Genomic DNA, 14,004 nt, shown 5'->3' on the forward strand with positions numbered 1-14,004 from the left:
AGTTGCCATGTCGATCTGCCGGTGTCGTCCACGTCCTCGATGTTATTCGAACGCAAGTTCGAGATCGAGGTAATACAGAGGGACACAGAACCGTCCCCGCGAAGCCCGGAAAACCACCACAAACGGGTGAGGCCGCCCCAGCCATTCAGGACCGGCAGTCCTCCGGGCGGTGGTTCAGGAAACGGCTCGGACTCGGGTCTCTGCCGGCTTGCGCACAGCGCTGTCCACAGCCGCCCGCAGGTTGTCCAGAGGCAGGTCCACAGCCTCGGCCACCGCGGCCACCGTGAAGAAGGCCGGGGTGGGGATGCGCCCGGTCTCGATCTTGCGCAGCGTCTCCACCGAGATGCCCGCCTGCGCGGCGACGTCCACCATGCTGCGCTCACCACGGGCCTGACGCAGGACGGCGCCCAGCCGCTCACCACGGGCACGCTCGGCATCGGTCAGGGGGACTCGGACCACGAAACCGATCCTACTGCCATCAAGCTCCTCCCCCGCCAGAAAACCGCCGCCGCCGTCCACAGCCTGTGGATAACTCTGTGCACAGGCTGTGGACGACGGCGGTTCGGTCAGTCGCCGGAAGGTACCGGCAGCGGCATGCCTGGGCAGCTGGAGTCCTCGGGAACGATCCCGTCCACCAGGTACTTCTCCACCACGTCGTCGGCGCAGGCGTTGCCGCCCGCGTAGATGCCGTGGTCACCCTCGTCGGTGATCGTCAGCATCCGCGAGTTCTCGAATGCCCTGTGTGCGCGCTTTGCGCCTTCCAGCGGGGTGGCCGGATCGTGCACGGACTGGACGATGAGCACCGGCGGCACGCCCTCGCCGTCGACCTCGGGCAGGTCGATCGGCTTCTTCTTCCAGAAGATGCACGGCTGGATCAGCCAGCCAGCCCCGAGTAGCGGCAGGTCCTGGTCGATGAGCTGCTGCGACTGCCAGATCACGCTCGCCCGGTTGCCGCGCCAGTGGCCCTCGTTGCACGGGATCGTCCAGAAGCTCGCGTCGTAGGCATCGGATTCGTCCACCGGCACCATCAGCGGCATCGGGCCGAACACCTCCGGCTCGGCCGCCACCTTGACGCGAACCTCCTTCGCGGCCTCGGTCTTCTGCGCGGTCGAGGCATCCCCGGTCAGGGTTCGCAGGTTCACCAGATGCTCGGCAAGGCCGATGAAGGCCCGCTTGTTGTAGAGCGCCCCGGCGATCGTCGAGTCCAGCTCGTTCGGCCCGACCGTCTCCCCGTCGAGGTCGACCGGCTCGTCGGCCAGTGCCGCACGCAGGTCCTCGTAGGTCTGCCGCGCGGCCTCACCAGTGGTGCCGAAGTGGTAGATCGAGTCGTACTTCGCCATCCACGGCAGGAAGTCCTGCCGCCACCGGCGCTCGAAGCCGAGCGGCTGCCAGTCGAACGACTTCTGCCAGGTGGTGGTGAACTCGGTGGCCGAGTCCAGGACGAACCGGCCCGTCCGCTCCGGGAACGCGGTCGCATAGTGGGCGCCCATCCAGGTGCCCGCCGAGTATCCGACCCAGTTGATCTTCTCGCGCCCGAGCAGCACGCGCAGCAGGTCGATGTCGCGCACGGTCTGGTGGGTGTTGATCAGCGGGCCGAGCTCACCCGACTTCACCTGACAGGAACGCGCCGCGTACCGGGTCGCGTCGAGGATCAGGTTGAGGTTGCGCCGGTCCCGGTCCCTCGGGTCGAGCGAACTGCCCGTGCCGATCGCGCCGCCGCAGGTGATGTTCGTGCTCTTGCCCGTGCCGCGCGGGTCGAACCCGACGATGTCCTGCTGCGCCCGCAGCTTGTCCTGATTACGCAGCCGAGCCGGGAAGATGCGCCCTGGTGCGCCCGGTCCCCCAGGGTTGGTGAGGACACTGGCCTTCGCCTCGCCGCCGGTCGCCTTGAGCCTGCTGACCGCGATCGAGATGTCGACCCGCTCGCTCGTCCGGTTCCAGTCCCGTGGCGTGGTGAAGGTCGCACACTCGATGTCCTCGGCACCGGCTGGTGGCGCGCTCGGTAACTCGTCGGCGGTGCAGCCGTGCCAGTCCAGCACCTGGTCCGCGTAGCGGGCGGGGATGTTCGTGGAGTTCAGCGGCAGGGCCGCGTCCTCCGCGTCCGGGGTGACCGCCATGGCCGGCGTGACTCCGGCCAGGAGGCTGCCCGCCATCGCCGGGATGACCACGGCGAGGCGCAGTTTCTTCATCTAGGTGCCCCTTGTATTCGATTCGTCCTCGGTGTCGCGAAAGTCCACTTCAACCCCGACCAGCGACGGTTATTGATATCCGGCGGACCCGCTACGAGCAACCGTCCGATGGTCTGGACGTGACTAGAGCGGCTCGAGCACTTAGGGTCAACGCGCTTTGATCCGCGCACGAGCGCTCAGAGAGGCCACATGTCACCCGAGAAAACCGGCGGAAGGCCGAGCGGGCTGCAGTTCAGTCCCTGGAACCTCCTGCTGATCATCCCGTTCCTGATCCTGCTCACGCCGCTCTACAACCGACCGGGACCCGTTCTGTTCGGCATGCCGTTCTTCTACTGGTCGCAGTTTCTCGGCATCGCCGTCGGCGTGATCTGCACGGTGACGGTCTACCGCATGACCCGGAAGCAGCCGGCCGTCCCGGCTCGGACCGAGCCGAAGGATGTCGACGACCTGGATGAGGGGAGTGCCGGCTGATGCAGTGGGTGGAACTGATCGTTTTCGGGGCACTGTTCCTGCTGGTCACCGTGCTCGGGTTCGTCGCGTCGCGCTGGCGGGCGGCGGCAAACCTCGACCACCTGGACGAATGGGGTCTTGGCGGGCGCAAGTTCGGCTCGTGGATCACCTGGTTTTTGATCGGCGGTGACCTCTACACGGCCTACACCTTCGTCGCGGTGCCCGCGTTGCTGTTCGGCGCGGGCGCGATGGGCTTCTTCGCGCTGCCCTACACCGTGATCGCCTACCCGTTGGTTTTCCTGCCGCTGCTGCGGCTCTGGTCGGTTTCCCGGGCCCGTGGTTACGTCACACCGGCCGACTTCGTCCGCGGCCGCTACGGCTCCTCGATCCTGGCGCTGCTGGTGGCGGTCACCGGCATCGTCGCGACGATGCCCTACATCGCGCTGCAGCTGGTCGGCCTCGAAGCGGTGTTGCGCTCGATGGGCTTCAACGGTGCGGGCTTCCTCGGCCACCTGCCGCTGTTGATCGCGTTCGTGGTGCTGGCGCTCTACACCTACCAATCGGGCCTGCGCGCTCCCGCGCTGATCGCGTTCGTCAAGGACATCCTCATCTACGTCGTGATCCTGGTCGCGGTGATCTACCTGCCCGCGAAGCTCGGTGGCTGGGGCGAGATCTTCGGCGCGGCCGAGGCGAAGTTCGAGGCCACACCATCGCCGAACGACGGTGTGCTGCTCGGCGGGAACAACCAGCTGCAGTACGCGACGCTGGCGTTCGGTTCGGCACTCGCGTTGTTCCTCTACCCGCATGCCGCCACCGGAGTGCTCGCCTCCCGTGGCCGGGACGTGCTCAAACGCAACATGTCGGCGTTGCCCGCGTACTCGGTGGTACTCGGATTCCTCGCGCTGCTCGGCTTCATCGCGATCGCGGCGGGCACGAAACCGATCACCAACAACGCCACGGGCCGCCCGGACGGCAATACGATCGTGCCGCAGCTGTTCAGCGACATGTTCCCTTCGTGGTTCACCGGGATCGCCTACGCGGCGATCGGAATCGGCGCACTGGTCCCGGCCGCGATCATGTCCATCGCGGCGGCGAATCTGTGGACGCGAAATGTCTACAAGGAGTTCATCCGCAAGGGGGCGACGCCGAAGCAGGAGGCCAAGCAGGCGAAGCTCGCCTCGCTGATCGTGAAGTTCGGCGCCGTGCTGTTCATCGTCGGGATCGACCCGCAGTACGCGATCGACCTGCAACTCATCGGTGGTGTGATCATCCTGCAGACGCTGCCCGCGGTCGCCATCGCGCTCTACACCCGCTGGCTGCACCGGTGGGGCCTGGTCGCGGGCTGGTTCGTCGGCCTCGGCTGGGGACTGGTTCTGCTCTACAGCATCCCCAACCCGGCGGCGGGCAAGGAGCACTTCGGTGGCTCCGCGCTCGCGCTGGACAAGCTGAACCTGTTCGGCTGGCAGCCGTTCGCGGGATCACAGGTGCAGATCTACGTCGGCATCGTGGCGCTGGTGGCGAACCTGCTGGTGGCCGTGGTGGTGACGGTGATCGCCCGGCGGTTGAAGATCTTCAACGGGACCGACACGACCAACGGGCCCGACTACCACGTGGACGAGCACGACGAAAACCTACGACCGATCGGCGCGCACTGAGCGACGCGCATCGAGCGACGCCCTGCCGTCGCACTTTCCCGGGAAAGTGCGACGGCAGGGCAAGTAGCGTGACACCCATGGCCGACAAGGTGAGCAGATTCGGGACCGTCGAACCGGAGGAACTGCCCGAGGACCTGCGTGAGCGGGTCGGTGCGATCGCGGAGAAGTCCGGCTTCGTGCCGAACATCTTCCGGGCGCTGGGGCATCGGCCCGCGGAGCTGCGGGCGTTCCTGGACTATCACGATGCGCTGATGGACAGCTCCGATGGGCTCAGCAAAGCCGAGCGGGAGCTCGTGGTGGTCGCCACCTCCGGTGCGAATCACTGCAGCTATTGCGTTGTCGCACACGGCGCGATCCTGCGGATCAGGGCCAAGGACCCGGAGCTGGCCGACCAGGTTTCCAGCAATCCGTGGCAGGTTGAGCTGGACGCGCGGGGGCGCGCGATAGTGGACCTCGCGCTCGCTCTCGCGCAAGACTCGGCGCGGTTCGGCGACGAGCACGTGGCCGCCGCACGAGCGGCCGGGCTGAGCGAGGACGAGATCTGGGACGTCGGTGCCATCACCGCGCTGTTCGCGATGTCGAACCGGCTCGCTCACCTCACGGCGCTGCGGCCGAATCCGGAGTTCTACGGCATGGGTCGCTGATCGAGGTCGAGTCGCCACGTCTGCCCGACGACGTCCTGTCCGAACCGCCGCTCGGACCGTTCGCTGATCAGCTCGAAGCCTGCCTGCTCGTAGATCCGGCGAGCGGCGACGAGCACGTCGATCGTCCACAGCTGTAGCCGGCTGTAGCCGTTCGCGCGGGCGAACGCGACGCACTCGGCCACCAGCCTCCTGCCGACGCCGTGCCCCCGTGCGCTGGGTTCGACGAGCAGCAGCCGCAGCAGCGCCACACCCGGATCGGCGTCCGGCATGCAGAACACGCTGCCCACCGGTTCGCCGTCGAGTTCCGCTATCCACCCCGCCTGCTTTCGCGGCTCGCGTGCGTCGGCGAACTCGGCGGCCACGCCCGCGACGAGTCCCTCGAATGTCGAGTCGAGGCCGTACTCGGCCGCATAGCGGACGCCGTGGCGATGCACGACCCAACCGAGGTCACCCGCCCGCGGCGGGCGAAGTACGAGCTGGGGCCGGCTTTTCCGCTCACCGACGAGACCAGTGATCGTCCCCATCGCACCGAGAAGCTTGTCCTGCTCCTCCTCGGTCAGCCGGTTCAGCAGCGCACCCACCTGCGTGACCGTGCGCTCCTCGAGTGCGTGCTGCGCCTGGCTGCCTTCGTCGGTGAGGTGGACGACCTGGCGCCGGGCATCGTCGGCCGAGCGCTGCCTGACCACCAGGCCCCTTCGCTCGAGCTTGCCGAGCAGCCTGCTGGCGAATCCAGCGTCGAGATCGAGTTCCTTGCGCAGGTCGGTGACCTCGCTGAGGTCGCGCTGAGCCAGTTCGAACAGCACCCTGGCTTCGCTGAGGCTGAAGGACGTACCGACCAGTCCTTCGCCGAGCACGCCGATGATCCTGGTGTAGAGCCGGTTGAACGCGCGGACCTCGGCGACCCGCCGAGTGACCGACATAGCGTTCATTGACTACCTCAACTTATTCGTTGACGGAGTCAAGTATAGGGCAATTGGAAACCCCGTGATGCTGCCAGGTCGGGGGTCCGCCAGCATCACGGGGTCGTAGGGTGTATCGGCACCACTTCCGGTGGCGTTACACCCTGGCTCAATTGTGTCCTACGTCACTCGTTCGAGTGAGTATCGGACGCTCGATCGTAACTTTCGGTCGCAGTCAGCGCATGTGCGTATGACGCGCCTGTGCGATGGCGAGCAGCTCCTGGCGCACGGTGGCGGAGGAGGCGGTGTCGATCGCGCGGCTTAGGGCCCTGCGGGTGCGGGCCTCGGCGCGGCGGGCACGGAGTTTGGCGGCGATGTTGCTCATTGGTGTCTGCATCCCCTCGGCAGTCTTGAAGGTCTTCGTGGCTTGAGGACCTGATAGCTCAAGTATGCGCCTTTTTTCACAAAGTCTCCACCGAATATCCGGTGACCTCACACACTTGCCGATGATTCGTCGGCAGATCGGCCATAGTCCCGGTCATACTTCGTGACACCTGTCACGATTAGGTAACGCCGACGATTCGGAGGATGCTGCTCAGTCGACTCCACGGCCGAGTAGGTAGTTGCCGAAGTGCGGCACCGTGAACGCGATGTGGCCGCGCTCGGCGGAGTACACGAGCCCCTTCTTCATCAGGCTGTCCCTGGCGGGCGACAGCGAGGAGGGCTTGCGTCCGAGGTAGACCGCGACGTCGGAGGTGCCAGCACTCTCGTCCCGTCCCTGGGTCAGCTCCGCCATGGCCAGCAGATACTCGCGCTCGGCCGGGGTCGCCCGTTCGTACCGTGAGCCGAAGAAACCGACCGCCAGCTCGGACTCGGCTTCCGGCGCGGCGACCCGCACGTCCTCAACGGTGATCGGATCCGCGGGGGCCGCGTCCCAAGCGGCTTTTCCGTACGCCTGGATGAAGTACGGGTACCCGCCGGATGAGTCGAACAGCGCATCCAGGGCGTCCGGGGTGATCCCCGCTTCCTCTCGTTCTATCGGGGCGAGTACCGCGCGATCCGCTTCGTGCCGGTCGAGCCGGTCGATCCTGGTGTACCGGAACAGTCGCTCGGAATAGGACTTGGAGGCGGACAGTACGGCGGGCACGTGCGGCAGACCCGCGCCGACCACGACAAGTGGCGCGCCCGACTGGGACAGCTCATGGCAGGCCGCGCACAACGCCGAGACGTCGTCCGGCGCGAGGTCTTGGATCTCGTCGATCAGCAACGCCACCCCGGTACCGACGTCGGCGGCGAGTTCGGCGACGTCGGTGAACAACTCCACCAGGTCGATCTCGATGTCGCCGGAGTCGGCCCTGCCGGTCGCGGCGGGCACGTCGATACCCGGTTGCCACCGGTCACGCAGCTTGGCGTCGGCCTTGTTCGCCCTGAGTGCGAACGCCTTCAGCACCGCGAGCACATCGTCGACCCGGTCCGGCGCGCGGTGGCGTACCGCGAGATCCCGGATGGCGCGGTGCAGCGCCGCCGAAAGTGGCCTGCGTAGCTCGGCGTCCGGCCGCGCCTCGATCTTGCCCGCGCCCCACCCCCTGCGGCCCGCCATCGACCGTAGTTCGCCGAGGAGCACGGTCTTGCCCACTCCGCGCAGGCCCGTCAACACCAGACTGCGTTCCGGTCGTCCGCGCGCCACGCGCTCCAGTACGACCTCGAACGCCTTGAGTTCACGTTCGCGACCTGCAAGTTCGGGCGGGCGTTGCCCGGCGCCGGGGGCGAACGGGTTACGAACCGGATCCATCATGTCAATGTATTGGGTTTTCTAGTGCGCACGCGATAGATGCCGAGAATTTCGTAGTCGGCAGCGGACAGGTCTGCAGCCCTGCCCGCCGATTCCGGCGCTAGAGGTTGCGCTCGGCGTACACCTTCATCGCGTCGCGGACGAGTTCAGCTGTCCCGTCGCCGTGCCGGTCGTAGTTCGCCGTGAAGCGCGGGTCGTCCACGTAGAGCTGGCCCAACCCGGTGAAGTACTCCTTGGTCGGCGTCGTGGTCACCGCGAGCCAGTCGTGCAGGCGCTGCGTGATCGCCTGGACCTCCACGCTGTCCGCGCCGCGGCCGGCCTCCCTCGCCCGGCCGAAGTCCGCCGCGATGTCGAGCTGGCGCTGCTGGAACTCCTTCCTCTCGGCGTCGCTGAGCGAGCGCCACCAGCGATCCCCCTGCTCGTAGGCCTCTCGGCCCCATCGCTCGGTGACCTCCTGCTCGTACCGCGTGTGGTCGAATCCGTCGAAAACTTCCTCTGCCATCAGTTGTTCACCTCCTTCCGTCTTGTGCAAGGTCGTGCGTACCGACTCGATCTGGCGCCCGATCCGCTGTTGCTCCTGCTCCAGCAGTTCGAGGTGGGTGCGTAATGCGGACACGGTGTCCCGCTGCCCTTCGAGCACCTCGGCGATGGCCGGAAGGCCGAGGCCGAGGTCGCGCAGCAGCAGGATCCGCTGTAGCCGGACCAGTGACTCCTGGTCGTAGTAGCGGTATCCGTTGCGCCCCACCCGGCTCGGCTTGAGCAGTCCGATGTCGCCGTAGTGGCGCAACGTCCGGCTCGTGGTGCCTGCCGAGCGGGCGAGCTCCTGGATGGACCAGTCCATCCGCGGCCTCCCTGATCTCGTTCGGTGCTGACAACGGTAGAAGTTGACGCAGCGTCAAGGTCAAGCGTTTGTCTTCTCGACTTCACCCGTTAGTGGCTATCGGATGAAAGCCTGCGCTTTCCCGACATCGGAAGAAGGACCACAGTGATCTCTCGCAGACCTTCCACCAGAGCAGTCGCCCGACGGCCGTGGGGCCGATCGGCGACATCCACGGCCGTCGTCGTGGCCCTGCTGGGCGGGGGTGCGGCCACCGCGCACGCGACTCCTGGCGCCTCGCGTAACCACTTCGACATCCAGGCGCATCGCGGGGGCATTGGGCTGACCGTCGAAGGCACCCTGCCCGCGTTCGCGAAGGCCATGGAGCTCGGGGTGAGCACGCTGGAACTCGACATCCAGATCACCCGGGACGGCCGGGACGTCGTCACCCACGACCGCAGGATCAACCCGGCCAAATGCGCCGACACCGCGCCTGTGTCGGAGGGTGACCCGGACTTTCCCTACGCGGGCAAGTACATCAAGAACCTGACGTTCGCCCAGGTCCGGATGCTTGACTGTGGTTCCCAGCGGCAGCCGAACTACCCGAATCAGGAGCTCGCCCCAGGGGCGAAGATGCCCACCCTCGCCGAGGTGTTCGAGCTCGCCAGGCAGCAGCGCGCGTGGAAGATCCACTTCAACATCGAGACCAAGGTGGAGGCCGCCGCCCCGGAGGAGACCGCGCCGCGGGAGCAGTTCGTCAGTCGCGCCGTGCGCGAGATCGGCCGTTCCGGGTTCGCGCACAACACCACCGTGCAGAGCTTCGACTGGGGTGCGCTGATGTTGATGCGTGAGACGGCGCCCTGGATCAAGACGGTCGCGCTGACTCAGCCCGAGTTCCTGCAGGTGGGAAAGCCGGGGAAGTCGCCGTGGCTCGGCGGCATCGACATCGACGACTTCGGTGGCAGTCCGGTGCGGGCGGTCAAGTCCTTCCATGCGAGCGCACTGTCCCCGGTGCACGGGAACCCGCAGGGCGGCAGCGTCACCGACCCTGGATATCAGCCGTTCACCACGGCGTCACTGGTGCGGGAAGCGCACCGGGCTGGGATCAAGGTCGTGCCGTGGACGATCAACGACAAGGCAACCATGCACAAGCTGATCGACGACGGGGTGGACGGGATTATCACCGACTATCCGGACCGGTTGCGGGAGGTCGCGGCCGCGCGTGGCTTCCGGCTGCCACGCGCGTATCCGGCTTCCTAACCATTTCTATGCCTTTCTAGTCCTGAGGATAGACAACCGGATAAAGCTCGATGAGTGAAGTGGCGCCGGAATGGGTAGCTTCGCGAGAACAGGTTTCGAGCTAGGTAAGACTCAGGAGGGCGAGGAAAAGTGATTCTCCGTCGAGTTGCGCGTCCGCTGCTCGCGTCGATCTTCATCTCGGGCGGGCTGAATGCGCTGCGCCAAGCCGAGGGACACGCACAGATGGCCAAGCCCGTCCTGGACAAGGCCGTGCGTTCCCAAGCCGGTTCGTTGCCGGGGGCGTTGCCGACCGATGACGTCACGCTGGTGAAGATCGACGGCGCGGTGAAGGTCGCCGCCGGAACGGCGCTGGCGCTGGGCAAGCTGCCCCGGTTGTCGGCGGTGCTGCTGCTGGGCAGCCTCGTGCCGACCACGCTGGCCGGACATCGGTTCTGGGAAAGCGAGGACGCGGGCGACAAGCAGAACCAGCAGATCCACTTCTTCAAGAACGCCGGGCTCGCCGGTGGGCTGCTGCTGGCGGCTGCCGACACCGAGGGCAAGCCATCCGTTGGCTGGCGGGCCCGCAGGGCGGCGAAGGTCGCGGGCACGACGGCAAAGGTGGCCGGCAAGCAGGTGCACGACGCGGGTGAGGACGTGTTCGACGGCGTGCGCACGGCACAGGCGAAGACGCACAAGCTGGCAGGCAAGGCCACGAAGGCAGTGGAGTCCGCGATCCCGGCTCATCACTGATCGGCACTGATCGGCACAGATCGATACTGATCGGCACTGATCCGCCAGGACTGCGGCCGGAGGCCACCCCGCCCGCGTCGCCCGCAGGCGGGGTGGCCGCTGACCTTTGGTGTGCGGTGCCTACTTGCTGGCGACCTTGCGGTAGCGGGCTGTGGCCAGCGGCGCGAAGATCGCGATGATCACGACGCAGCTGAGCACGGCGTACAGCGCCGCGTTCTCCGCAGGCCAGCCGCTGGGTTCGGGATAGCCGCTCGGTGCCGGGTTCCCGAACAAGTCCCTGGTCGCGTTCACCGCCGCGGTGAACGGGTTCCAGTCGGCGAAAGTGCCAAGCACTCCGGGCAGGCTCTCCTGCGGCACGAACGCCGACGAGACGAACGTCAGCGGGAACATCCAGATCAGCCCCGCGCTGTTGGCGACCTCGACGCTCTTGGCGAGCAGGCCGATGTACGCGCCGATCCAGGACATGGCGAACGCGAACATCAGAATCACCAGGTAACCGAGTACGGCATCGACGAAGCTGCCGCGAATCCGCCAGCCGATCAACAGGCCACAGACCGACATCACGACCAGCACGACCAGGCTCAGCACCTGGTCGGCGGTGGTCCGGCCGACGATGACCGCGAAGCGGGACATCGGCAGCGAGCGAAACCGGTCGATGATGCCCTTCTGCAGGTCGCTGGCGAAACCGATGACCGTATAGGAGGAGTTGAACGCCACGGTCTGCGCGAAGATGCCGGCGATGAGGAACTCCCGGTACTCGCTGCTGTCACTGCCGGGACCGCCGATCGCACCGCCGAAAACGTAGGCGAACATCAGCACGAACATGATCGGAAACGCGGTCGCGCCGAGCAGCCACTCGGGATTGCGGCGCACGTTCATCAGGTTTCGCCAGGTGACGACCTGGCTGTCGGACAGGCCCTTCACAAAGGTGTTCACGCCGGTGCCCCCTGTTCTTCCACGGTGCTGGCATGGCCGGTCAGCGACAGGAACACGTCGTCCAGCGTGGGCCGGTGCAGGGCGACGTCCTGCACCACGATGTTCTGCGCGTCGAGCCTGCGCAGCGCCTCGATCAGGGCCTTGGGTCCTGCGTCCACGAGCACGTCGGCCTTGCGCGTGTGCCGGTCGACGGCAGGTTCCCCGGTGCCGATCTCGGCCAGCACGCGTGCCGTGGCATCGAGATCATCGGGAGAGGCGACCACGAGTTCCAGTCGTTCCCCGCCGATCTGCCCCTTCAGCTGATCGGCCGTCCCCTTGGCGATGACCTTGCCCTTGTCGATCACCATGATGTCGTCGGCGAGCTGGTCGGCCTCCTCCAGGTACTGCGTGGTGAGCAGCACGGTGGTGCCGTCGGCGACCAGCTCCTTGATGACCTCCCATGTGTCGAGCCGCCCCCGCGGATCGAGGCCGGTGGTCGGCTCGTCCAGGATCACCACTGTGGGCTCGGCGACGAGAGCGCCGGCCAGGTCGAGCCTTCGACGCATACCGCCGGAGTACCCCTTCGAAGGGCGGTCGGCGGCGTCCTCGAGCCGGAATCGGGCGAGCAGTTCCCTGGCTCGCGCTTTGGCCGTGCTCTTGTTCTTGCCGTAGAGCCTGCCGACCATGTACAGGTTCTCGAAACCGGTGAGGTTCTCGTCCACAGCCGCGTACTGCCCGGAGAGCCCGATCGAGCGACGGACGGCGTCCGGATCGGCGAGCACGTCGTGCCCTGCGACCCACGCCTGGCCGGAGTCCGGCTGCAGCAACGTTGTGAGAATGCGAACCGTAGTGGTCTTGCCCGCGCCGTTCGGCCCCAGTAACCCCAGTACCTTGCCGGCCTGGATTTCCAGATCGACACCGTCCAGCGCGCGCGTTGACCCGTACGTCTTCACCAGTGCCTGTGCGCGCACAGCGACACGGTGGTCGGGTTGAGACATAACACTCCCCTGTTCGGATTAGATCTCCGATGCTAGGAGTGACCACCGACAAAAGTCGCGCAATTTCCGCTGCCGGCGAAAGAAGTCACCACGGCCGCCCTGAGGGTGTCGCGCATCCCAGGGCGGCCGCGGTGGCGAGACGCTACTTCTCCAGGATGGCGGTGATTCCCTGGCCGCCTGCGGCACAAATCGAGATCAGGCCACGGCCGGAACCCTGCTCGTCGAGCAGTTTGGCCAGGGTCGCCACGATGCGACCACCAGTGGCCGCGAACGGGTGACCCGCCGCGAGCGAGGAACCGTTGACGTTGAGCTTGGCGCGGTCGATCGAGCCGAGCGGCGCGTCCAGTCCCAGCTTCTCCTTCGCGAAGGCCGGGTCCTCCCACGCCTTCAACGTGGCGAGCACCTGCGAGGCGAAGGCTTCGTGGACCTCGTAGAAGTCGAAGTCCTGAAGGGACAGTCCGGCCTTGGCCAGCATCCGCGGCACGGCATATGCGGGCGCCATCAGCAGGCCCTCGTCGCCGTGCACGTAGTCGACCGCGGCGGTCTGCGAGAACGTCAGGTATGCCAGCACCGGCAGGTTGCGCTCCTTGGCCCACTCCTCCGTGGCCAGCAGCACGGTCGACGCGCCGTCGGACAGTGGTGTGGAGTTGCCCGCCGTCATCGTGCCCTCTGGGCCGCCGAACGCCGGCTTGAGCTTGCCGAGCTTCTCGGCGGTCGAGTCCGCGCGCAGGTTCTGGTCCTTCGACAGCTTCAGGAACGGTGTGAGCAGGTCGTCGAAGAACCCACGCTCGTAGGCCGCGGCGAGTCGCTGGTGGCTCGTGGCTGCCAGTTCGTCCTGATCGGCACGGGAGACGTCCCATTCCTTGGCCGTGACGGAGGCGTGCTCGCCCATCGAAAGCCCGGTCCGCGGTTCGGAGTTGCGCGGGATCTCCGGAACGATGTGTCCGGGACGGATCTTCGCCAGCAGTTTGAGCCGGTCACCCGCACTCTTCGCGGCGTTGAGCTGGACGAGCAGCTTGCGCAGCTTGTCGTTCACGGCCAGTGGTGCGTCGCTGGTGGTGTCCACGCCACCCGCGATCGCCGAGTCGATCTGGCCGAGCGCGATCTTGTTGGCGACGTTGACGATCGCCTGCAGACCGGTGCCGCACGCCATCTGTACGTCGGCCGCCGGGGTCTCGGGCGAGAGCGCACTGCCCAGCACGCACTCCCTGGCCAGGTTGAAATCGCGCGAGTGCTTCAGTACCGCACCGGCTGCCACCTCGCCGATCCGTTCGCCCTGCAGCGAGAACCGGCTGATGAGCCCGTCCAGCGCGGCCGTGAGCATGTCCTGATTGGACGCGTTGGCGTAGGGCCCGTTCGAGCGGGCGAACGGGATCCGGTTCCCGCCGATGATGGCGACCCTGCGCACGCCGGAATCCGTGCCGCCCTTGGCGGCGGCGTCGTTCGCGGCAGCGCTCTTCGTCGCGCCGGACTTCGTGGCGCCGCTCTTCGCAGTGGCCGCGCGAGCCCGCCCGCGCCCGCCTGTCGGCTTCTCAGCTGAGCTCATGACTTCCTCCAGCGCGCAGAATTTTGGTCGGTGATGCCGAACCCATCGAAAGTGTAACCTACCCGCGAGTAGGTTAGGCTGGACAGTGACGCAGGCGGCAACAACGGAGG

At 66.8% G+C, this 14,004-nt stretch carries 14 protein-coding genes; 5 read left to right on the forward strand and 9 right to left on the reverse strand.

Going from position 1 to position 14,004, the window contains the following annotated elements; translation table 11 throughout:
• Positions 1-174: 174 nt before the first annotated feature.
• Positions 175-459, reverse strand: a complete 285-nt coding sequence (locus D0C15_RS23670; protein WP_116049592.1) for a helix-turn-helix domain-containing protein — start codon at positions 457-459, stop codon at positions 175-177.
• A 107-nt stretch (positions 460-566) separates the two neighbouring features.
• Positions 567-2,189: an alpha/beta hydrolase gene (locus D0C15_RS23675; RefSeq protein WP_116049457.1), complete on the reverse strand. Its 1,623-nt coding sequence runs from the start codon at positions 2,187-2,189 to the stop codon at positions 567-569.
• 189 nt (positions 2,190-2,378) lie between these two features.
• Here D0C15_RS23675 and D0C15_RS23680 point away from each other — a divergent pair, with 189 nt between their 5' ends.
• The 3 genes from D0C15_RS23680 (at position 2,379) to D0C15_RS23690 (ending at position 4,938) form a co-directional block, all read left to right on the forward strand.
• Positions 2,379-2,660, forward strand: a complete 282-nt coding sequence (locus D0C15_RS23680) for a DUF3311 domain-containing protein (RefSeq protein WP_116049460.1) — start codon at positions 2,379-2,381, stop codon at positions 2,658-2,660.
• Complete coding sequence (mctP, locus tag D0C15_RS23685) at positions 2,660-4,294, forward strand: monocarboxylate uptake permease MctP (protein WP_116049463.1); 1,635 nt, start codon at positions 2,660-2,662, stop codon at positions 4,292-4,294. Before D0C15_RS23680 ends, mctP begins: the two co-directional genes overlap by 1 nt.
• Before the next feature lie 77 nt (positions 4,295-4,371).
• Positions 4,372-4,938, forward strand: coding sequence for a peroxidase-related enzyme (locus tag D0C15_RS23690; RefSeq protein WP_116049465.1), 567 nt, complete (start codon positions 4,372-4,374; stop codon positions 4,936-4,938).
• Here the strand turns inward: D0C15_RS23690 and D0C15_RS23695 are convergent.
• From D0C15_RS23695 to D0C15_RS23705, 4 genes are all read right to left on the reverse strand, one after another.
• The gene (locus tag D0C15_RS23695) at positions 4,920-5,867 is read right to left on the reverse strand and encodes a bifunctional helix-turn-helix transcriptional regulator/GNAT family N-acetyltransferase (protein WP_116049468.1); all 948 of its coding nucleotides are present in this window, start codon (positions 5,865-5,867) and stop codon (positions 4,920-4,922) included. The two genes, D0C15_RS23690 and D0C15_RS23695, sit on opposite strands and share 19 nt — an antisense overlap.
• A gap of 205 nt (positions 5,868-6,072) precedes the next feature.
• Positions 6,073-6,234, reverse strand: coding sequence for a hypothetical protein (locus D0C15_RS34265; RefSeq protein WP_162830224.1), 162 nt, complete (start codon positions 6,232-6,234; stop codon positions 6,073-6,075).
• Positions 6,235-6,432: 198 nt separating this feature from the next.
• Positions 6,433-7,629: an ATP-binding protein gene (locus D0C15_RS23700; RefSeq protein ID WP_116049470.1), complete on the reverse strand. Its 1,197-nt coding sequence runs from the start codon at positions 7,627-7,629 to the stop codon at positions 6,433-6,435.
• Between the two features lie 100 nt (positions 7,630-7,729).
• Positions 7,730-8,470, reverse strand: coding sequence for a MerR family transcriptional regulator (locus tag D0C15_RS23705; RefSeq protein WP_116049473.1), 741 nt, complete (start codon positions 8,468-8,470; stop codon positions 7,730-7,732).
• A gap of 222 nt (positions 8,471-8,692) precedes the next feature.
• Here D0C15_RS23705 and D0C15_RS23710 point away from each other — a divergent pair, with 222 nt between their 5' ends.
• Entirely contained in the window at positions 8,693-9,706 is a 1,014-nt protein-coding gene (locus tag D0C15_RS23710) for a glycerophosphodiester phosphodiesterase family protein (protein ID WP_116049476.1), read from the forward strand.
• 129 nt (positions 9,707-9,835) lie between these two features.
• Positions 9,836-10,435 (forward strand): DoxX family protein, encoded by a 600-nt coding sequence (locus tag D0C15_RS23715; protein WP_116049477.1) that lies wholly within the window; start codon positions 9,836-9,838, stop codon positions 10,433-10,435.
• A gap of 120 nt (positions 10,436-10,555) precedes the next feature.
• Here D0C15_RS23715 and D0C15_RS23720 read toward each other — a convergent pair whose 3' ends face one another.
• The 3 genes from D0C15_RS23720 to D0C15_RS23730 all read right to left on the reverse strand — a co-directional run bounded on the left by D0C15_RS23720 (position 10,556) and on the right by D0C15_RS23730 (position 13,894).
• Positions 10,556-11,371 carry an ABC transporter permease gene (locus D0C15_RS23720; protein WP_116049480.1) on the reverse strand — a complete coding sequence of 272 codons (816 nt, stop codon included), beginning with the start codon at positions 11,369-11,371 and terminating at the stop codon, positions 10,556-10,558.
• On the reverse strand, positions 11,368-12,348 hold the full coding sequence (locus D0C15_RS23725; RefSeq protein WP_162830225.1) for an ATP-binding cassette domain-containing protein: 981 nt from the start codon (positions 12,346-12,348) through the stop codon (positions 11,368-11,370). Before D0C15_RS23725 ends, D0C15_RS23720 begins: the two co-directional genes overlap by 4 nt.
• Before the next feature lie 142 nt (positions 12,349-12,490).
• A complete protein-coding gene (locus D0C15_RS23730; RefSeq protein ID WP_116049482.1) occupies positions 12,491-13,894 on the reverse strand; it encodes an acetyl-CoA C-acetyltransferase in 1,404 nt (467 codons plus the stop codon).
• Between the last annotated feature and the right edge of the window lie 110 nt (positions 13,895-14,004).

It is taken from the genome of Amycolatopsis palatopharyngis, from assembly GCF_003385185.1.
GTDB classification, from domain to species: Bacteria; Actinomycetota; Actinomycetes; order Mycobacteriales; family Pseudonocardiaceae; genus Amycolatopsis; species Amycolatopsis palatopharyngis.

Bases quoted from the DNA above. Each gene is read 5' to 3' on its own strand.
- D0C15_RS23675 (WP_116049457.1), bottom strand. From the start codon at position 2,189: ATGAAGAAACTGCGCCTCGCCGTGGTCATCCCGGCGATGGCGGGCAGC.
- D0C15_RS23680 (WP_116049460.1), top strand. From the start codon at position 2,379: ATGTCACCCGAGAAAACCGGCGGAAGGCCGAGCGGGCTGCAGTTCAGT.
- mctP (WP_116049463.1), top strand. From the start codon at position 2,660: ATGCAGTGGGTGGAACTGATCGTTTTCGGGGCACTGTTCCTGCTGGTC.
- D0C15_RS23690 (WP_116049465.1), top strand. From the start codon at position 4,372: ATGGCCGACAAGGTGAGCAGATTCGGGACCGTCGAACCGGAGGAACTG.
- D0C15_RS23695 (WP_116049468.1), bottom strand. From the start codon at position 5,867: ATGAACGCTATGTCGGTCACTCGGCGGGTCGCCGAGGTCCGCGCGTTC.
- D0C15_RS34265 (WP_162830224.1), bottom strand. From the start codon at position 6,234: ATGCAGACACCAATGAGCAACATCGCCGCCAAACTCCGTGCCCGCCGC.
- D0C15_RS23700 (WP_116049470.1), bottom strand. From the start codon at position 7,629: ATGGATCCGGTTCGTAACCCGTTCGCCCCCGGCGCCGGGCAACGCCCG.
- D0C15_RS23705 (WP_116049473.1), bottom strand. From the start codon at position 8,470: ATGGACTGGTCCATCCAGGAGCTCGCCCGCTCGGCAGGCACCACGAGC.
- D0C15_RS23725 (WP_162830225.1), bottom strand. From the start codon at position 12,348: ATGTCTCAACCCGACCACCGTGTCGCTGTGCGCGCACAGGCACTGGTG.
- D0C15_RS23730 (WP_116049482.1), bottom strand. From the start codon at position 13,894: ATGAGCTCAGCTGAGAAGCCGACAGGCGGGCGCGGGCGGGCTCGCGCG.